At 72.5% G+C, this 19,473-nt stretch carries 17 protein-coding genes; 15 read left to right on the forward strand and 2 right to left on the reverse strand.

What is annotated here, in order from left to right; translation table 11 throughout:
* Nucleotides 1-10: 10 nt before the first annotated feature.
* The 14 genes from ABT025_RS17255 to ABT025_RS17320 all read left to right on the forward strand — a co-directional run bounded on the left by ABT025_RS17255 (nt 11) and on the right by ABT025_RS17320 (nt 15,937).
* The gene (locus tag ABT025_RS17255; protein ID WP_350994758.1) at nt 11-1,609 is read left to right on the forward strand and encodes a polyamine aminopropyltransferase; all 1,599 of its coding nucleotides are present in this window, start codon (nt 11-13) and stop codon (nt 1,607-1,609) included.
* Between the two features lie 86 nt (nt 1,610-1,695).
* Nucleotides 1,696-2,763, forward strand: a complete 1,068-nt coding sequence (locus ABT025_RS17260) for an SRPBCC domain-containing protein (protein WP_350994760.1) — start codon at nt 1,696-1,698, stop codon at nt 2,761-2,763.
* Nucleotides 2,764-2,784: 21 nt separating this feature from the next.
* Nucleotides 2,785-3,582, forward strand: a complete 798-nt coding sequence (locus ABT025_RS17265; protein ID WP_350994762.1) for an aldose epimerase family protein — start codon at nt 2,785-2,787, stop codon at nt 3,580-3,582.
* Nucleotides 3,583-3,690: 108 nt separating this feature from the next.
* Complete coding sequence (pyrE, locus tag ABT025_RS17270) at nt 3,691-4,230, forward strand: orotate phosphoribosyltransferase (RefSeq protein WP_311311598.1); 540 nt, start codon at nt 3,691-3,693, stop codon at nt 4,228-4,230.
* Between the two features lie 219 nt (nt 4,231-4,449).
* Nucleotides 4,450-5,472, forward strand: coding sequence for a class II fructose-bisphosphate aldolase (fbaA, locus tag ABT025_RS17275; RefSeq protein ID WP_350994764.1), 1,023 nt, complete (start codon nt 4,450-4,452; stop codon nt 5,470-5,472).
* 94 nt (nt 5,473-5,566) lie between these two features.
* On the forward strand, nt 5,567-6,733 hold the full coding sequence (locus ABT025_RS17280; RefSeq protein ID WP_350994766.1) for a MalY/PatB family protein: 1,167 nt from the start codon (nt 5,567-5,569) through the stop codon (nt 6,731-6,733).
* 239 nt (nt 6,734-6,972) lie between these two features.
* Complete coding sequence (locus tag ABT025_RS17285) at nt 6,973-8,481, forward strand: MFS transporter (protein WP_350994767.1); 1,509 nt, start codon at nt 6,973-6,975, stop codon at nt 8,479-8,481.
* A gap of 71 nt (nt 8,482-8,552) precedes the next feature.
* Complete coding sequence (locus ABT025_RS17290; RefSeq protein ID WP_350994768.1) at nt 8,553-8,966, forward strand: DUF3151 domain-containing protein; 414 nt, start codon at nt 8,553-8,555, stop codon at nt 8,964-8,966.
* A 166-nt stretch (nt 8,967-9,132) separates the two neighbouring features.
* Nucleotides 9,133-9,981 (forward strand): tryptophan 2,3-dioxygenase family protein, encoded by an 849-nt coding sequence (locus ABT025_RS17295; RefSeq protein ID WP_350994770.1) that lies wholly within the window; start codon nt 9,133-9,135, stop codon nt 9,979-9,981.
* Nucleotides 9,974-11,170 carry a kynureninase gene (kynU, locus tag ABT025_RS17300; RefSeq protein ID WP_350994772.1) on the forward strand — a complete coding sequence of 399 codons (1,197 nt, stop codon included), beginning with the start codon at nt 9,974-9,976 and terminating at the stop codon, nt 11,168-11,170. The genes ABT025_RS17295 and kynU overlap by 8 nt, the downstream gene beginning before the upstream one ends.
* Nucleotides 11,171-11,430: 260 nt before the next feature.
* A complete protein-coding gene (locus ABT025_RS17305) occupies nt 11,431-12,306 on the forward strand; it encodes an alpha/beta hydrolase family protein (protein WP_350994774.1) in 876 nt (291 codons plus the stop codon).
* A gap of 162 nt (nt 12,307-12,468) precedes the next feature.
* The gene (locus tag ABT025_RS17310; protein ID WP_350994776.1) at nt 12,469-13,788 is read left to right on the forward strand and encodes a sensor histidine kinase; all 1,320 of its coding nucleotides are present in this window, start codon (nt 12,469-12,471) and stop codon (nt 13,786-13,788) included.
* Nucleotides 13,785-14,462 carry a response regulator gene (locus tag ABT025_RS17315; protein ID WP_350994778.1) on the forward strand — a complete coding sequence of 226 codons (678 nt, stop codon included), beginning with the start codon at nt 13,785-13,787 and terminating at the stop codon, nt 14,460-14,462. The genes ABT025_RS17310 and ABT025_RS17315 overlap by 4 nt, the downstream gene beginning before the upstream one ends.
* A 239-nt stretch (nt 14,463-14,701) precedes the next feature.
* Nucleotides 14,702-15,937, forward strand: coding sequence for a cytochrome P450 (locus ABT025_RS17320; RefSeq protein ID WP_350994780.1), 1,236 nt, complete (start codon nt 14,702-14,704; stop codon nt 15,935-15,937).
* Nucleotides 15,938-16,017: 80 nt separating this feature from the next.
* Here the strand turns inward: ABT025_RS17320 and ABT025_RS17325 are convergent, their stop codons facing one another.
* Together ABT025_RS17325 and ABT025_RS17330 are read right to left on the reverse strand one after the other, a co-directional pair.
* Nucleotides 16,018-17,646 carry an ABC transporter permease gene (locus ABT025_RS17325; protein ID WP_350994782.1) on the reverse strand — a complete coding sequence of 543 codons (1,629 nt, stop codon included), beginning with the start codon at nt 17,644-17,646 and terminating at the stop codon, nt 16,018-16,020.
* Nucleotides 17,643-18,569, reverse strand: coding sequence for an ABC transporter ATP-binding protein (locus tag ABT025_RS17330; protein ID WP_350994784.1), 927 nt, complete (start codon nt 18,567-18,569; stop codon nt 17,643-17,645). The genes ABT025_RS17325 and ABT025_RS17330 overlap by 4 nt, the downstream gene beginning before the upstream one ends.
* Nucleotides 18,570-18,721: 152 nt before the next feature.
* Here ABT025_RS17330 and ABT025_RS17335 point away from each other — a divergent pair, with 152 nt between their 5' ends.
* Nucleotides 18,722-19,324, forward strand: a complete 603-nt coding sequence (locus ABT025_RS17335; RefSeq protein WP_350994786.1) for a GbsR/MarR family transcriptional regulator — start codon at nt 18,722-18,724, stop codon at nt 19,322-19,324.
* Nucleotides 19,325-19,473: the final 149 nt, after the last annotated feature.

A 19,473-nucleotide genomic window follows, 5' to 3' on the forward strand; every position in this document is an offset into this window, starting at 1 on the left:
CGTTCGCGGCATGATCGACCAGCAGGTGCCGCTGCGACGGGGCGCGGCGCGGCTTCCCGTGCGACCGAGGACCGGCAGGTACCTCGTGCTGGCCACCGTCTTCATCTGTGCCGCCTGCGGGCTGGTGTACGAGCTCGAACTGGTCGCACTCGCCTCCTATCTGATCGGTGACTCGGTCACCCAGGCGTCCGTCGTGCTGTCCGTGATGGTGTTCGCCATGGGCATCGGCTCACTGCTCGCGAAACGTTTACGCAGCCACGCCGCGGTCGGCTTCGGGCTGATCGAGGCGGCCCTCGCCCTGGTAGGCGGATTCTCCGCGCTGGTGCTCTACGCGTCGTTCGCCTGGATCGGGGAGTCGCGGTACGCGCTGGTCGGGTTCTCGCTGGCGATCGGGATTCTGATCGGTGCGGAGATCCCGCTGCTGATGACGCTGATCCAGCGGGTGGACCGGCAGGACGCGGGTGGTGCCGTGGCCGACCTCTTCGCCGCCGACTACGTGGGCGCGCTGGTCGGGGGGCTGGCGTTCCCTTTCCTGCTGCTGCCGATGCTCGGGCAGCTCACGGGCGCGCTGTTCACAGGTGCGGTCAACGCGGCGGCGGGCGGTGCGCTGGTCCTGTGGGTGTTCCGGCGGGACCTCACGGCCCGCTCCCGGTGGCTGCTGGTCGTCGCGAATGTGACGGTGATCGCCGTGCTCGCCTCGGCCGCGGTGCTGGCCGACGACTTCGAGCGGGCGGCGCGGCGGGCGGTGTACGGGGACCAGGTGCGCGTCGCGGTGCAGACCGAGGTCCAGGAGGTCGTGCTGACCGGCCGGGACCGGGGCTCCCTCGACCTCTATCTGGACGGGCGCCTGCGGGTCAGCTCCCGCGACGAGTACCGCTATCACGAGGCGCTGGTGCACCCGGCGATGAACGGGCCGCACGGGAGGGTGCTGATCCTGGGCGGCGGCGACGGCCTGGCCGCCCGTGAGGTGCTGCGCTACCCGGACGTGCGGGGCGTGACCCTGGTGGAGCTGGACCCCGGCGTCACCCGGTTGGCCCGTACGGACCACGCGCTGTCCGCGCTGAACGCGCACGCCTACCGGGACCCGCGGCTGACCGCCGTGACCGGGGACGCGTTCAGCTGGCTGCGGGCGGCGCACGACCGCTACGACGTGGTGATCGCGGACCTGCCGGACCCGGGGATCTCGGCGAGCACGAAGCTCTATTCGGCGGAGTTCTACGGACTGGCTGCCGAGGTTCTGACGCCGGGCGGCCGGCTGGTGGTGCACGCGGGGCCGGCGGTGAGCCGGCCGCGTACGTACTGGACGGTCGAGGCGTCGATGCGGGCGGCGGGGCTGCACACCCGCCCCTATCGGATCAGCGGGCGGTACTCGGGGTTCGCGGTGGGCCCCGACCGGTCCACGGGTCCCACGGCCGAGGTGCACGGCTGGGGATTCGTGCTGGCCGGCCCCGGCGCGGCGCCGGGCCTCGGACTGGACTCCGGGGTGCCCCGGCTGCGGTCCCTGACGGGCCCGGCGCTGCTGGACGCCGGCCGGCGGGCGGAGTCCGGGCGGCTGCGGGGCCAGACGCCCTCGACGCTCGTGCACCCGCGGTACTGGGAGCAGCGGTGAGCGGGGCGTGCCGGGCCTGTGGCGGCGGCCTTCCGGGGGCGCCGAAGCGCTGACGAGGTGGCCGGGGCTGAGTAGGCTCGGTTTCCATGGAGCATGAGGTGTTCGTTCCGGTTCCGGTCCCGGCCCTTCGGCGGACGCTGGGCGATCCTGCCCGGGTCGCGCGCTGCGTGCCGGGGCTTCAACAGGATGCCGACGCGTCCGCGGGTCCGCTGACAGGCAGGCTCAAGGTCAGGGTCGGCGGCCACACCATCACCTACCGGGGAGCGCTGCGGCTCACTCCGCTGACGGCACCCCCGGCGGGGGACGCGGGCCACGGCCTCTCCGTGGCGGGCGAGGGTGCGGAGGCGCGGGGCAGCGGTTCGGCGAAGCTCGCCCTGACCGTCCGCCTCACCGAACGCGACGGCGGTACGGCGATCGCCTTCGAGGGCACGGTGAGCGGTGACGGCCGCCTGCTGGAGCTGGACCCGGCGGCCGCGCTGTCGGCTGCCCACCGTCTGCTGGACCGGTTCGCCCAGCAACTGGTGACCGAGTCCCTCGCCGGTGACGCGGGGGCGGGGGACACCACGGACGGTGCGGACGGTGCGGCGGACGGCCGTGCGGGCGGGGCCGTAGACGGCAGTGCGGACAGTGCGGCGGACGGGCCCGCGGGCGGCGCTGGGGACGAGGCTGCGGATGACGGGGACGCCGATGCCGCGGTCGAGCCCGGCGCAGCCGTCGCCGCCGAGGAGCAGGCCGTCGGGGAAGCGGTGGAGCAGGCCATCGAGGAGGCCGCCGAGGAGGCGGACGTCCCGGGGGCCGCCGAGGCCGAGCCCCGGCACGAGGCGGACGCGGACGACGCGTCGGCGGGGGACCAGCCGTCGGACCAGGCCTCCGTCTTCGACACCCCGGTGCCGCCGTCTTCGCTGGATCCGGTGGCCGGGATCGAGTTCACCGTCCCGGACGGGCCGCCGGCCGAGGCGGCGCATGCCCGTCGCACCATGATCGGCCGCAGCGCGGAGGAGGTCGACCACGCTCCGCCGCGCGGCCGGTACGCCCCAGTGCCGTCACCCGATTCGGCCGGTGCGGGCGCCACGCTCCGCTGGGTGGCCCCTGCGGCCGCGCTCGCTCTCGCCTCCGCAGTGGTGGTGAGCCGGGCGCTGCGGCGACGGAGGTAGGCGCGCCAGTAGGGTCGTCGTGTGAGCAGCAGCGAGAAGGACGTCCGGCTGTCCGTCGGCGACGCAGAGTTGACCGTGAACCCCGCCAACGGCTGCCGTATCAGCAGTCTGCGGATCGGCGGTACCGAACTGCTGCGGCAGGGGGAGCGGTACGGCTGTTTCCCGATGGTGCCGTGGTGCGGGCGGACGGAGAACGGGCAGTTCCGCAACGGCGGCGTGCTGCACCAGCTGCCGCTGACCGCTCCGCCGCACGCCATCCACGGCACGGGCCGTGACACGGCCTGGCGAACCGCGCGGGCGAGCGGGACGGAAGCCGCGTTCTACTACGACCTGGCCGACCCCTGGCCGTACCCGGGCCGCGTGACGCAGACCTTCGAACTGACCGAAACCGCACTGACGTTGGCGTTCGGCATCGAGACGTACGGGGACTCCTTCCCGGCGCAGGCCGGCTGGCATCCGTGGTTCCGGCGCAACCTCGGCAGCGGCGAGGACGTCCGGATCGGCTTCGATGCCGCGTGGCAGGAGGAGCGGGGCGAGAACCATCTGCCGACCGGTCACCGGATCCCTCCCCTGGCCGGACCGTGGGACGACTGCTTCGGCATGCCCGACGGCGTCGATGTGACCCTCACCTGGCCGGAGCAGCTGGAGCTCACGGTGAAGAGCCGGACCGAGTGGGTCGTGGTCTACGACGAGCAGGACGAGGCGGTCTGTGTGGAGCCGCAGTCGGGCCCTCCGAACGGGCTGAACACCGCGCCGCGCTATGTCACTCCGATCGAGCCGCTGGAGATCGCGACGACCTGGAGCTGGCGCAGGCTCTGAGACACGGGCGCGAACCGGAGCCGGCGCGGGTTCCGGGTACAGCCGTGAACGGGAGCAGGCGCAGGTTCTGCGTACGGGCCGCCACCGGGCGCCCTTATCCTCGTAACCATGACTGACGTACGCGCTGAGCTGTTGCAGCAGATCAAGGACAAGGCCGTGGTTCACGGCAAGGTGACGCTCTCCTCCGGTCTCGAGGCCGACTGGTACATCGATCTGCGCCGCATCACGCTGGACGGCAAGGCCGCTCCGATGGTCGGTCAGGTCATGCTCGACGCCACCGCGGAGCTGGACTACGACTGCGTGGGCGGGCTGACGCTGGGTGCCGACCCGGTCGCCACCTCGATGCTGCACGCTTCCGCCGCCCGCGGGCAGGAACTGGACGCGTTCGTGGTGCGCAAGGCGCAGAAGGCCCACGGCATGCAGCGCCGGATCGAGGGCACGGACGTCAAGGGCCGTCGCTGCCTGGTCGTCGAGGACACCTCGACGACCGGTGGTTCGCCGCTGACCGCCGTCGAGGCCGTGCGTGAGGCGGGCGGCGAGGTCGTCGCCGTCGCCGTGATCGTGGAGAGGGGTGCCGCTCCGGCCATCGCCGAGGCGGGCCTCCCGTACGTCCACGTCTACTCGGTACCGGACCTCGACCTGTCCTGACCTGTCTGACCCGTCTGACCTGCGGATTCCCTCAAGGGGGGCCGGTTTCACGTGAAACCGGCCCCCCTTGTCGTATCTCTGCGGCGGTAGCCCGGGGACGCTGGGGGAGTACACCGGGTGGAGCCGGGACGAGAGTCTGGGAAGATGGGGGCGACGATGACGTCGCCCCCAGGTCAGGGAACCAGCAACGCACACCCGCACATCCCAAGGAGCGGACAGATGCCCATCGCAACCCCCGAGGTCTACGCCGAGATGCTCGACCGGGCGAAGGCAGGCAAGTTCGCCTACCCGGCCATCAATGTGACGTCGACGCAGACCCTGCACGCTGCGCTGCGCGGTTTCGCCGAGGCCGAGAGCGACGGCATCGTTCAGATCTCCACCGGTGGGGCGGAGTTCCTGGGCGGCCAGTACAACAAGGACATGGTCACGGGCGCCGTTGCCCTCGCCGAGTTCGCGCACATCGTCGCCGCCAAGTACGACATCACGGTCGCGCTGCACACCGACCACTGCCCCAAGGACAAGCTGGACACGTACGTCCGTCCGCTGATCGACATCTCCGCGGAGCGTGTCGCCAAGGGTCTGAACCCGCTGTTCCAGTCCCACATGTGGGACGGCTCGGCCGAGACGCTGGCCGACAACCTGGCCATCGGCCAGGAGCTGCTGGCCAAGGCTGCCGCTGCCAAGATCATCCTCGAGGTCGAGATCACCCCGACCGGTGGCGAGGAGGACGGCGTCACCCACGAGATCAACGACGAGCTCTACACGACCGTCGACGACGCGCTGCGCACCGCCGAGGCGCTCGGTCTGGGCGAGAAGGGCCGCTACCTGCTGGCCGCGTCCTTCGGCAACGTGCACGGTGTCTACAAGCCGGGCAACGTCGTCCTGCGTCCCGAGCTCCTCAAGGACCTCCAGGAGGGCGTTGGCGCCAAGTACGGCAAGACGTCCCCGTTCGACTTCGTCTTCCACGGCGGCTCCGGCTCCACCGCCGAGGAGATCGCCACCGCGCTGGAGAACGGCGTCGTGAAGATGAACCTCGACACCGACACCCAGTACGCCTTCACCCGCCCGATCGTGGACCACGTGTTCCGCAACTACGACGGCGTCCTGAAGGTCGACGGCGAGGTCGGCAACAAGAAGGTCTACGACCCGCGCAGCTGGGGCAAGTCCGCCGAGGGCGGCATGGCCAAGCGCGTCACGGAGGCCTGCGCCAACCTGCGGTCCACCGGCACCAAGCTGAAGTAATTCCGTACGGATTTCTGCGTGGGCCCGGTATCCCTTGGGATGCCGGGCCCACTGCATGTCCGCACCCGGCTGGAACGACGTGAGGGGAACACCTGTGAGCGCTTCCTACGACTTCGACACCGTGATCGACCGCCGCGGCACCTGGTGCGTCCAGTGGGACGGGGTCGCGGACCGGTTCGGTGTGGACGGACTGCTGCCGTTCACCATCTCGGACATGGACTTCGAGACGGCCCCCGAGGTGCTGGCCGCCCTGCGGGACCGGCTCGACCACGGCGTGTTCGGCTACACGGACTGGTGGCAGGACGACTTCCGCTCGGCGATCGCCCACTGGTACACGACCCGGTACGGCACGACGATCGACACCGGCCGGCTGGTGTACGGGCCGTCCGTGCTCAGTCAGCTGTCGCAGCTGCTCCAGATGTGGACGGCCGCGGGGGACGGTGTGGTCGTCCACACCCCGACGTACGACGGCTTCCGCAAGGCGATCACCGGGCTCGGCCGTGAACTGCGGGGCGTGGGCCTCGGGGACACGGCCGCGCTGGAGCGGGAGCTCGCGCGGGAGGACAGCAAGGTCCTCGTGGTCTGCTCGCCGCACAACCCGTCGGGGCGGGTGTGGACGGAGGCGGAGCTCGTGGAGATGGCCTCCCTCGCGGCCCGGCACGGGGTCGCCGTGATCAGCGACGAGATCCACGCGGACTTCGTGCACGACGGGCGTCCGCACGTGCCGTGGACGCGGGTGGGAGGTGACGGGCGCTGGGCGCTCATCACCTCGGCCTCGAAGGCGTTCAACTTCCCGGCACTGACCGGTTCGTACGGGCTCATCGGCCGCTCGGAGGACCGCACGGAGTTCCTGCGGCGGATGGAGACCGCCGAGGGCCTCGCCTCCCCGGCGGTGCTCTCGCTGACCGCTCACATCGCCGCGTACCGGGACGGCGCCGCGTGGCTGGACGCCGTGCGCGCGTATGTCGCCGGGAACCTGGCGCTGGTCGCGGAGCGGCTGAACGGCGCGTTCCCCGAGCTGGGGTGGGAGCTGCCGCAGGCCGGGTACCTCGCCTGGATCGACCTGCGACGGGCGGGCGTCAAGGACGACGAGGCGCTTCAGCGCGTGCTGGTCGAGCGGGAGCGGGTCGCCGTGATGCCGGGGAGCGTGTACGGGGCGGATGGCTTCGTACGGCTGAACGTGGGGTGCGCACGGAGCAAGGTGGAGGCGGGGGTGGAGGCGTTGATCCGAGGGGTGGAGACGGTGCGGGGGGCCGCATAGCGGCCGTGCGGGGGCGGGGGGCATGGGCCGAATCGGGGGCGGGGGCGTGGGCCGAATCGGGGGCGCTGCCCCGGACTCCCGCTCCTCGATCGCCGGAGGGGGGTGATTGTGCCCGGCAGCGGCAGCGGCAGCGGCAGCGGCAGCGGCTGTGGCTGTGGCTGACCGGGCCGGAGCGGTCGATCCTGCCGGGCAGCGCCTTTGAACGGGCTGGAGGGGCTTGATCTTGCGATGCTGGGGCCATGGCGGAGCAAGCAGCAGGTTCCGGCGGCATCCGTGTCGCCTCCCCCACCGGGCGCTGGGTCGTTCTCACCACCGTGCTCGGGTCGAGCATGGCCATGCTCGACTCCACCGTCATCAACGTCGCCCTGCCCCGCATCGGCGAGGACTTCGGCACCGGCCTGGCAGCCCTCCAGTGGACCGTCAACGCCTACATGCTGACCCTGGCCGGGCTGATCCTCCTCGGGGGAGCGCTCGGTGACCGTTACGGGCGGCGGCGGGTCTTCGTCGTCGGCGTCGTGTGGTTCGCCGCCGCCTCGCTGCTCTGCGGTCTCGCGCCCGACGCCGACGTGCTCATCGCCGCCCGTGCCCTCCAGGGTGTCGGCGGCGCCCTGCTCACGCCCGGGTCGCTGGCGCTGATCCAGGCGAGCTTCCACCCGGACGACCGGGCCCGCGCGGTCGGGCTGTGGTCGGGGCTCGGCGGGGTCGGCGCCGCCGTCGGACCGTTCGTCGGCGGGTGGCTCGTCGACGGGCCCGGCTGGCGGTGGGTGTTCCTGCTCAACCTGCCGCTCGCCGCGATCTGTGTGCCCGTCGCCCTGCGCCACGTACCGGAGTCCCGGGACCCGTCCGAGCACGGCCGCTTCGACGTCCTGGGGGCGGCTCTCGGTGCCCTCGCGCTCGCGCTGGTGACGTACGCGCTGATCGAGGCGCCGGGGCGCGGCGCGTCCCCGGCGGTGATCGGTGCGGCGGTGGGCGGGGTGCTGCTCGGCGCCGCGTTCGTCGAGGTCGAGCGGAGGCGGCCGGACCCCATGCTGCCGCCGTCGGTTTTCGCGTCCCGGCAGTTCACCGCCGTCAACATCGTCACCCTCTGCGTGTACGCGGCGCTCGGCGGTTTCTTCTTTCTCTCCGCCATCCAGCTCCAGGTGGTGGCGGGGTACTCCGCGCTCGGCGCGGGCACCGCCCTGCTGCCGACCACCGTCCTGATGCTGCTGTTCTCGGCCCGGTCCGGGGAACTGGGCCGGCGCATCGGCCCCCGCATCCCGCTCACCGCCGGTCCGCTGATCGCCGCCGCCGGAATGCTGCTGATGCTGCGGGTGGGACCGGGGTCCGACTCCGTGACCGGATACCTGACCGACGTACTCCCCGCCGTCGCCGTCCTCGGCGTCGGCCTCGTCACCCTCGTGGCACCCCTCACCGCGACCGTCCTGGCCTCCGTGGACACCGCCCGGGCCGGCCTCGCCAGCGGGATCAACAACGCCGCGGCCCGCGCCGCCGGGCTGATCGCGGTGGCCGCCCTGCCCCTCCTCTCCGGGATGGGGCCGGAGGCCTACCGGGACGCCGGGGAGTTCGCCGCGACCTTCCGGCGGGCCATGCCGATGTGCGCCGGACTGCTGGTGCTCGGCGCCCTCATCGCCTGGGCGACCGTCCGTACCCCGCCGGCCGCGGTGGAGGAGACAGCGCAGCCGGAGTGCACGGTGCACTGCGGCGTCACGAGCCCCCCGCTCGAACCCGCACCGGAAACCGGTCGGTAACGCCGACGCAGTCGCGGACATTGTGCGCACCGAGTGCCCGGGTGGCCCCGGTGCCAGGCACACTTGAACCCATGTCGATCCACGAGAACCTGCTCGGGGGCCCTGCCCCGACCCACCTGCCCGACGACCCGGAGCCGCGCGAGATGCTGGCCGCCGGCACCGCGCCCGCCGATGTCGCGGCGAAGTACCCGACCTCCTCGCTGGCCTGGGCGCAGCTCGCCGACGAGGCGTTCGAGGGCGGCCGGGTCATCGAGTCGTACGCCTACGCCCGCACCGGCTACCACCGCGGTCTCGACGCCCTGCGCCGGGCCGGCTGGAAGGGCCACGGCCCCGTACCGTTCGAGCACGAGCCGAACCGCGGTTTCCTGCGCGCCCTGCACGCCCTCGCACGCGCCGCGCAGTCGATCGGTGAGCAGGAGGAGTACGAGCGCTGCTCGACGTTCCTCCGCGACTCCTCGCCGACCGCCGCCCAGACGCTCGGCTAGCCGAAGCGCCCACCTGCCGGGCCCCGTGGACGGTCACCGTCCGCGGGGCCTCTGCGCTGTCGGGGTGCCGGGATCTCCGCTTAGGATGCGGGCAGGGGACCGGAGCTCCACCACCTCACCGGTGGGGGCGGACCGCTACCCGGAAGCTCGTGTCGAGGAGACAGCGATGTCGACGATTCCCCCCGACCCCGAAGCCACCGGTGCGCAGACCCCGCACCTCGACTTCGCGGGAACGACTCCGTACGAGGACTATGTCCAGGCGGATGTCCTCACCCACCTCCAGCACCTCCGCTCGGACGATCCCGGCGAGATGGTCTTCCTGGTCACCACCCAGGTCATGGAGCTTTGGTTCACCGTCATCGTCCATGAGTGGGAGACCGCCGCGCACGCCATGCGCCAGGACCGGCTGAGCGTCGCACGCGACGCGCTGAAGCGGTCCGTGCGGGAGCTGGAGGCGCTGAACGCCTCCTGGACGCCGCTCGCCCAGCTCACCCCCGCCCAGTTCAACTCCTACCGGTCCGCGCTCGGCGAGGGCTCCGGATTCCAGTCGGCGATGTACCGGCGGATGGAGTTCCTGCTCGGCGACAAGTCCGCGTCCATGCTCGTGCCGCACCGGGGCGCGCCCCGTGTCCATGCCGAACTGGAGAAGGCGCTCGGCGAGCCGGGTCTGTACGACGAGACGCTCGCCCTGCTCGCCCGGCGAGGCCACGCGATCCCGGCTGCCGTCCTCGGCCGCGACCTCACGCAGAAGTACGAGCCGTCGCCCGAGGTCGAGGCCGTCTGGGCGGAGATATACGCCCACCCCGACCAGCACGACGAGCTGGTCCGGCTCGGCGAGGCGCTCACCGACGTCGGCGAGCTGGTCTGGCGATGGCGCAACGACCACCTCGTCGCCACCCGGCGGGCCATGGGGTCCAAGACCGGCACCGGCGGCTCGGCCGGGGTCGCCTGGCTGGAGAAGCGCGCGACGAAGAACGTGTTCCCCGAGCTCTGGACGGCCCGCAGCCATGTCTGACCTGCGGGAGCGCGCACAGGCGCTCGACACCGCCGACGGACTCGCGCCGCTGCGCGACCTGTTCACCCTCGACGACACCGTCTACCTGGACGGCAACTCGCTCGGCGCACTGCCCCGCCATGTCCCGGCCCGGCTGCAGGAGGTCCTCACCCGCGAGTGGGGCGAGCTGCGCATCCGGTCCTGGGACGAGAGCGGCTGGTGGACCGCGCCGGAGCGGATCGGCGACCGCATCGCCCCGATCGTCGGGGCGGCCCCGGGACAGATCGTCGTCGGCGACTCGACGAGCGTGAACGTCTTCAAGGCCGTCGTCGCCGCGATCCGGCTGGCGCCGCAGGGCCGCGACGAGATCCTGGTCGACGCCTCCACGTTCCCCACCGACGGATACATCGCCACCTCGGCGGCCCGGATGACAGGCCACCGGATCGTCCCGGTCGCCCCCGCCGACGTCCCGGGCGCCCTCGGGCCGCGTACCGCCGCCGTGCTGCTCAACCACGTCGACTACCGCTCCGGCCGGCTCCACGACCTGCCCGGCCTCACCGCCGCGGTGCACGCCGCGGGCGCGATCGCCGTCTGGGACCTGTGCCACAGCGCGGGCGCGCTGCCCGTCGGACTGGACGTCCACGGGGTGGACCTGGCGGTCGGCTGCACGTACAAGTACCTCAACGGCGGCCCCGGTTCGCCCGCGTACCTGTACGTCGCCGAGCGCCATCAGGCGGCCTTCGACTCGCCCCTTCCGGGGTGGACGTCGCACGCCGACCCGTTCGCGATGACGCCCGGCTACACGCCCGCCGACGGCGCGGTCCGGGGCCGGGTCGGGACGCCCGACATCCTGTCCATGCTGGCCCTGGAGGCGTCCCTCGACGTCTGGGACGGGGTAGGGATCGAGGCGGTGCGGGCCAAGTCCCTGGCGCTGACGGACTTCTTCCTGGAGTGCGTCGACGCGTACGCCCCCGAGGGCCGGGTGACCTCGGCCACCCCGGCCGCCCACACGGAACGCGGCAGCCAGGTCGCGCTGCGGTGCGAGGACGCCGGGCCCGTGATGAGTGCGCTCATCGCGCGCGGCGTCGTCGGCGACCTGCGGCGGCCGGACGTGCTGCGGTTCGGCTTCACACCGCTGTACGTGGGGTTCGCCGACGCGGAACGTGCGGCGCGGGCGCTCGCGGACGTGCTGGCCGGTTCGGCCGCGTAGGCTGCCGGATCAGTCCGGCGACCGGCTCGCCCCGGTCGCCGGACGGTCCCGGAGCTGCCGTGAGGGCAGCGGAACGGGTGTGACGACGACAGCCGACGACAGCCGACGGCCGGGGAAGTCGCACCTGATGCTCGTACTACGCCCGGCCCGGACGGGTCTGAGGCCCAACTGCCCGCCACCGGGAAAGAGTACGGCTCCATACTGATACCGTCCCCGCAGGTCAGGCCAGTTGGGCATGTCACAGGGACGGTTGGAGCAGCATGTCGGATTCTGCCGCGCGTGATCAGGACGCAGCCGAGACCGAGTCGGCGTTCTCGCATCCGGTGGTCGCCCCCGATGTCTCCGCCGCCTACGGCAGCCACCCGGACCAGGTGATCGACTTCTACGCCCCTCGCGACGGGCGCTCCGGTGCCCCCGTCGTGGTCGTCCTGCACGGCGGGGCATGGCGGGCCCCGTACGACCGGCTCCACATCTCACCGTTCGCGGACTTCCTGGCCCGTCGCGGCTTCGCCGTCGCCAGCGTCGAGTACCGGCGCGGCAGCGAGCTCCCGCAGCAGCGGGGCTCCGGCCCCGTCGCCGGCCGCTGGCCGGAGACCTTCGACGACGTCGCGGCCGCGATGGACGCGCTGCCGGACCTGCTGGCGCGGGAACTGCCCGCGGCGGATGCCCGGCGGATCGTCGTCACCGGGCACTCCGCGGGCGGGCAACTGGCCCTGTGGGCCGCCGCCCGGCACGTTCTGCCGGAGGGCTCGCCGTGGCGGCTGCCGCGCCCGCCCGCGCTGCGCGGCGTGGTGGCGCTCGCCCCGATCGCGGACTTCACCGCGGCGATCGAGCTGGATGTGTGTTCCGGCGCCATCGGGCAGTTCCTGGGGCGGGAGGAGGACTTCGCCGAGCGGAGCGCGCACGCGGACCCGGCCCTGCTGCTGCCCACGGGCATCGCGACCGTGGTCGTGCAGGGCAGCACCGACCTCACCGTGCCGCAGGCCGTCTCGGAGGCGTTCGTCGACGCGGCGGCGAAGGAGGGCGAGACGGTGGGGCTGACGCTGCTGCCGGACGTCGGGCACTTTCCGCTGATCGATCCGGCGGCCGACGCGTGCGCGGTGGTCGCCGAGGAGCTCGCCCAGCTGGCCTGGTAGGTCTGGCAGTTCTGGCAGGTCTGGCAGTTCTGGCAGTTCTGGCAGGGCCTGGTAGGCCTGCCCCGTGGCGCCGCGGCGGACCCGGGTAGTACTTGCGACGGACGGTTCAGGATCCGTATCGGTGCTGACGACCGGGGGCGCCGCGCCCCCTACCGTGGAAACGTGACCAAGACCAAGACCAGAAGCCCGGAACTCCGGGTGGCCGCAGGGGCGATAGGCGGCCTGCGCCAGGACCTCGTCCACGACGCGTTCGCCTACCGCCCGCTGCCGCCGATGCGGACCGACGGGGCGCTGACCCGGCGGCTGCCGGAGCGGCTCCGGGCGCGTGCCGAGTGGACTCCGCACGCGGTGGTCCTGGCGGCCGCGCTGTTCGCCTTCATGATGGGGTTCTCCATCACGGGCAACGCCGGAGTCCTCGTGTCGGGGCTGCTGCCCGCCGCCTGCATCGGAATGACCCTGATCCGGCCGGTGGGGGCGTTCTGGATGTCGATGGCGCTCATCCCGGTGACCATGGTGGTCAACGGCGTCGACGGACCATGGGAGCCGAGCAGCTTCTTCGCGCACCTGGTGGTGCTGGTCGTCGTCGCGGCGAGGACCCGGCCGCGCACCGCGGCGTGGATGTGGGGCCTGACCGTGCTGGTCGGCACGCTCCTGGAAAACGCCGCGGGATGGGACGCCGCGCCTTCCACGGCGGCCATGGCGGTGGCGTCCGCGTTCGCACTGCTCCTGGTCACCGTCGTGCAGGTCCGCCGGGAGGCGGAGCGCGAGGTCACCGTGCAGCGCACCGTCACCGCCGTCGAGCGCGACCGGCGCACGCTGCTGGAGGAGCGCACCACCATCGCCCGCGAACTGCACGACGTGGTCGCCCACCACATGTCGGTCGTGGCGATCCAGGCCGAGGCCGCCCCGTACCGGGTGGAGAACCCGCCGCCCGAGCTGGAACAGGCCTTCGTCACGATCCGGGAGAACGCCGTCGCGGCCCTCACCGAACTGCGCCGGGTGCTCGGCGTCGTACGGGCCGAGGACTACGAGGCGCCGGACGCCCCGCAGCCCACCCTGGCCGAGCTGGACGGGCTCCTCGCCAATGTCGGCGAGGCCGGGCTGCCGGCGGAGAAGACCGTGACCGGCGCGGTGCGCGAACTGCCGCAGGGCGTCGAGCTGTCGGCGTACCGGATCATTCAGGAAGCCCTCAGCAACAGCCTGCGGCACGCACCGGGTGCCACCGCCAAGGTCGAGATCGGCTATGTGCTGGGCGGGCTCGGTCTGCGCGTCGTCAACGGTCCGCCGACCGGTCCGGTGAAGCCCTCGCCCGGCGCCGGACACGGGATCACGGGCATGCGGGAGAGGGTGGCGATGCTGAACGGCGAGATGACGGCGGAGGCGACCGCGGAAGGCGGTTACGAGGTCACCGCGTTCATCCCCGTGCAGTCCGCGCCGTCCGACGCGCCCTCCTCCACCTCCACCTCCCAGGAGCAGTCATGACGGCCCCCGCCGCCGCGCCGATCCGGGTGCTGATCGTCGACGACCAGATGATGGTCCGTGAGGGCTTCTCGGTGCTTCTCAACGCGATGCCGGGCATCGAGGTCGTCGGCGAGGCGGTCAACGGGCGCCAGGCCGTCACCCAGGTCGCTGCGCTCCGGCCCGACGTGGTGCTGATGGACATCCGGATGCCGGAGCTCAACGGCATCGAGGCGACCCGTGAGATCGTCGCCGCCGACGCGGACGCGAAGGTGCTGGTGCTCACCACCTTCGACCTCGACGAGTACGTCTACCAGGCGCTGCGCGCCGGTGCGTCCGGCTTCCTCCTCAAGGACGCCTCGGCCCGGCAACTCGCCGACGGTGTGAGGGTGGTGGCGTCCGGCGAGGCGCTTCTGGCTCCCACGGTCACCCGACGCCTGATCACGGAGTTCTCCAAACTCGCCGCGGCCCCGCGGCCGCCCGCCCTGGCCCAGATCGGTGATCTCACGGAGCGCGAGACGGAGGTGCTCGTCCTGATCGCCCAGGGGCTGTCGAACGCCGAGATCGCCTCGCATCTGGTGGTCGCCGAGTCCACCATCAAGACCCATGTGAGCCGCATCCTGGTGAAGCTGGGCCTGCGCGACCGCACCCAGGCGGCCGTCTTCGCCTACGAGGCCCGGCTGGTCACACCGTCGTGAGGCGGGCCGAGCGGTTGTCGGGCGAGCCGTGCGGTCTGTGAGTCGGGCCGGGCGGTGGTGGGGCGAGTCCTCCGGTGTGAGTCGGGCCGTGCGTTGTGGGGTGGGCCGCGCCTGCGGCGAATGGGCGGGACCGGGGCGGGCCGTGCCTGCGCGAATGGCCGGGACAGGGACAGGGGCAGGGACAGGCGGGGACCGGGGCAGGGCTGGCCCGGGCGCGGGTGGCCGGTTAGCGTCGGTCCATGGACCAGCCCACACCCCCAGCCGCCGGCACCGACGCCCCGTTCGATCCCTGGTCGGCGGCGTTCGTCGCCGATCCGTACCCCGCCTATGCCGAACTGCGAGCCACCGGCCGGGCGCACTGGTTCGAGCCGACCGGCCAGTGGCTCGTCCCGCACTACGCCGACGTGTCGGCACTGCTGCGCGACCGGCGGCTGGGCCGGACGTATCTGCACCGGTTCACGCACGAGGAGTTCGGCCGCACTCCGCCGCCCGCCGCGCACGAGCCGTTCGAGACGCTCAACGGGCAGGGGCTGCTGGACCTGGAGCCGCCGGACCACACGAGGATCCGCCGGCTCGTCTCCAAGGCGTTCACCCCGCGCACCGTCGAACAGCTCGTCCCGACCGTCCGGCGACTGGCCACCGGACTCGTCGACGACTTCGTCGCGCAGGGCGGCGGCGATCTGCTGACTGCGGTCGCGGAGCCGCTGCCGGTCGCCGTGATCGCCGAGATGCTCGGTATCCCGGAGTCCGACCGCGCGCCGCTGCGGCCCTGGTCGGCGGCGATCTGCGGAATGTTCGAGCTCAACCCGTCCGAGGAGACGGCCCGTGCCGCCGTCCGCGCCTCCCTCGACTTCTCCGCGTATCTGCGCGAGCTCATCGCCGAACGGAGAGGGAACCCGGGTACGGATCTGATCTCCGCGCTCATCGCCGCCCATGACGAGGGCGAGCGGCTGACCGAGCAGGAGATGGTCTCCACGTGCGTGCTCCTGCTGAACGCGGGCCACGAGGCGACCGTGAACACCACCGTGAACGGCTGGTGGACGCTGCTGCGCCACCCGGAACAGCTGGCCGCGCTGCGGGCGGACCACGGGCTGCTGTCCACCGCGGTCGAGGAGCTGATGCGCTACGACACCCCGTTGCAGATGTTCGAGCGCTGGGTGCTCGACGACATCGAGATCGACGGCACGGTCATCCCGCGTGGCTCGGAGGTGGCCCTGCTCTTCGGTTCGGCCAACCGCGACCCGGCCCGCTTCACCGACCCGGACACGCTGGACCTCTCCCGGCAGGAGAACCCGCACATCACCTTCGGCGCGGGCATCCACTTCTGCCTGGGAGCGCCGCTGGCCCGCGTGGAACTGGCCGCCTCCTTCGGCGAGTTGTTGCGCCGGGCGCCCGGCATGCGACTGGTGGCGGAACCGGAGTGGAACCCGGGCTACGTGATCAGGGGCGTGAAGGAACTGCGCGTCGAGCTCTGACGCGGAGGGGACGGGGCGGCTTGCGGGCCGCCCCCTTCCCTCTCCCGTTCCCTTCGCCGTCCCCCCTCCCGGCCGGCGCCTCAGTTCAGCATGTCGCGCCGCCGCAGTGCCGCCAGGCCGCCGGTCACCAGCACCCCCGCGACGGCGGTGAGCAGCACCACCGGCCCCCACTCCATGCCTGCCGCCCCCGGAAGCTTCGGCAGGTGGGTGAACGGCGATATGTCCATCACCGGCTGCGGCAGATCCAGGGCGGGGCCGATCCAGCCCAGGGCCAGGCAGAGCCCGACCAGGCCCCAGCCCGCGGCAGCGGCCTTCGGCAGCGCCCCGTACAGCAGGACCGTCACCCCGCCCAGCAGCCAGATGGCCGGGAGCTGCACCAGCGAGGCGCCGAGCACGGCGGGGAGTTCGTGTCCGTAACCCACCGCAAGACCGAGGCCGCCGACCGTCATGATCAGGGCCGGGCCGCCGAAGGCGATGAGCAGATGGCCGGCCGCCCAGCCGATCCGGCCGACCCCGCCCGCGAGCACCGGTTCCGCGCGCCCGGCGGTCTCCTCGCCGTGCAGCCGCAGTACCGAGGAGGCGATGTACAGCGCCGCCACCGTGCCGAGCACGGAGACCATCGAGGCGAGGAACGCGTCGGTCAGACCGGACTGTCCGCCCATCCGCTCGAAGATCTCCTTGGTCTTCTCGTTGTCCCCGACGAGATCGGCCGCGCCGCCGGTCAGCCCACCGAAGACGATTCCGACCGCGGCGAACGACAGGGCCCACCCCAGGAGCGCACCGCGCTGGAGGCGCACCGCGAGGCCGAGGGCGGTGGAGATCCGGCCCCGGGCGGGCCCGGCCCGCGTCGCCAGGAAGCTCATGCCGACATCCCGGCGCCCGGTCAGCGCGTACGCCGCGGCGCACTGGACGGCCACGGCGCCGCCGATCACGAGCAGCACCCACCACCGCGCGTCCGCGTACGGCCGGACGTTCTCCGCCCAGCCGAGGGGGGAGAGCCAGGTGAGGACGGAGGAGCCGTCGTCCGTCGCGGAGTCGCCCGCCGCCTTCAGGACGAACGCGGCGCCGATCACCGCCGCCGTCAGCCCCTTCGCGAGGCGCGCGCTCTCGGTGAACTGGGCGGCGATCGCGGCGGTGCAGGCGAACAGCGCACCGACCCCGGCGACGGCCGACGCGAGCGCCACCGCCCCGGACCCGCCCGCACCCGATCCGGCCATCCCCGCCACGATCACCAGGCCCAGGGCGGCATTCGCGATCAGTGCGGCGAGCAGGGCCGCGGTGAGCGGGGCCCTGCGGCCCACCATGGCGGAGGAGAGCATCTCCTGGCGGCCGGTCTCCTCTTCCTCCCGGGTGTGGCGGACAACGACGACCAGGCTCATCACCGCGGCCAACGCGGCGCCGAAGGCGATCATGCGCCAGCTGACGAGGCCGCCCACGGAGTCGCCGAACACGGGCCCGTACATCGCCCGCACCGAGCTGTTGCCGTTCATCGACGCGGCGAGCTCGGCCCGCTGCGGGGCTGTCCCGTAGAGCGAGGCGATGGACTGTCCGACGGAGGAGAACGACCCGCCGAGCACGATCACCCAGACGGGCATGATGATCCGGTCGCGCCGCAGGGCGAGCCTCAGCAGGGCCCAGGTGCCCGCGAGCTGCCTGGTCCCGGTCCGGCTTCCCGCGCGGGCCGTGGCGGTCATGGTGACGGCGGTCATCGCGGCGCCACCTCCGCGCCCTGCTCCGCGCCCTGCTCCGCGCCCGTCGTGTAGTGCCGCAGGAAGAGCTCCTCCAGCGTGGGCGGCGCACTGGTGAGTGACCGGACCCCGGACGCGGAGAGCGACTTGATGACGGCGTCCAGCTTGTCCGTGTCGACCTGGAGCGAGACCTGCCGTCCCCGTACGTCGAGGTCGTGGACCCCCGGCAGCCGCGCCAGGTCGTCGGGGGCGGCCACCAGCTCGGCGCTGATGTTCGTACGCGTCAGGTGGCGCATACCGGCCAGCGAACCGGTCTCCACCGTCCGGCCCTGCCGGATGATGCTGACCCGGTCGCAGAGCGACTCGACCTCGCTGAGGATGTGGCTGGAGAGCAGGACCGTCCGCCCGCGGTCGCGTTCCTCGGCGACGCAGCTCTGGAAGACCTCCTCCATCAGCGGGTCCAGCCCGCTGGTCGGCTCGTCCAGGATCAGCAGGTCGACATCGGAGGCGAACGCGGCGACCAGGGCCACCTTCTGGCGGTTGCCCTTCGAGTACGTCCGCCCCTTCTTGGTCGGGTCGAGCTCGAACCGGTCGACGAGGTCGGCGCGCCGGGCGTCGTCGAGACCGCCACGCAGCCGCCCGTACAGATCGATCACCTCACCGCCGGAGAGGTTGCGCCACAGCGTGACGTCGCCAGGGACGTACGCCACGCGCCGGTGCAGCTCCACCGCATCGCGCCAGGGGTCGCGGCCGAGGAGCTGGGCGGCGCCGGAATCGGCCCGCAGCAGGCCCAGCAGGACCCGGATGGTGGTGGACTTCCCCGATCCGTTCGGCCCGAGGAAGCCGTGGACCTCGCCGGACTCGACGGCGAGGTCCAGCCCGTCCAACGCGTGTGTCCGGCCGAACGACTTGTGCAGTCCGGCCACGGTGATTGCCTTCGTCATGATTCTGAACGTACGCTACTTTCACAAACTTGTGAAGTTAAGGAAGTGTATAAACTCGGACGAGTGACGAGTGACGGGAGCGGGCACGGAGATCCAGGCCGGGGGCCCACGCCGTGGCTGCACGCCCGGGACGCACGGAGGACGAGGGGCTGATGAGTAGCGAATCCGCAGAGAGCGCGGCCGAAGGTCGGGGCGCGCGCGAAGGGCAGAGTGTGGTGCAGGCGCGGCAGGAGAGGGAAGCACGCGAGGAGCGTGAGGCGCGGGACGCGGAGGCGGTCTCGCGGTTCGTCGAGCGGTTCGCGTCCGAGATGACCGAAGCGGGAATGCAGCGGATGGCGTCCCGCGTCTTCGCCGCGCTCCTCGCCGACGACGACGCCTCCATGACCTCGGCCGAGCTCGCCCTCGCCCTGCAGATCAGCCCCGCCGCCGTGTCCGGCGCGATCAACTACCTCACGCAGGTCAGCATGGTCGGCCGTGAGCGCGACCCGGGCTCGCGCCGCGACCGCTACCGGCTGCACAACGAGATCTGGTACACCACCTTCGCGAGCCGCGACCGAGTGCTCACCCGCTGGGAGCAGACCCTCAGGGAGGGTGCGCGCACGCTGGGGGAGCACACGCCGGCGGGCGCCCGGATCGCCGAGACGGCGGCGTTCTTCGAGTTCATGCAGTCGGAGCTGGGCGCCATGATGGACCGCTGGGAGGCCCACCGGAAGACGCTCGACCTTCCGGCGGCCGAGCCCTCGCAAGGCGCCTGACGGCGGTGGAAGGGGCGCCGGCCGGCCGGCCCGCGCAGGTCCGACGGTGACCGCGCAGGTCCGACGGTGACCGGGAGGGGCCCGACGGTGACCCGGACGGGCCGCGCGCCGCGGCCCGGACCCGGCTGCCCCTACCCTCCGCTACCCGA

It is taken from the genome of Streptomyces sp. NPDC002809 (assembly GCF_040295435.1).
GTDB lineage: Bacteria > Actinomycetota > Actinomycetes > Streptomycetales > Streptomycetaceae > Streptomyces.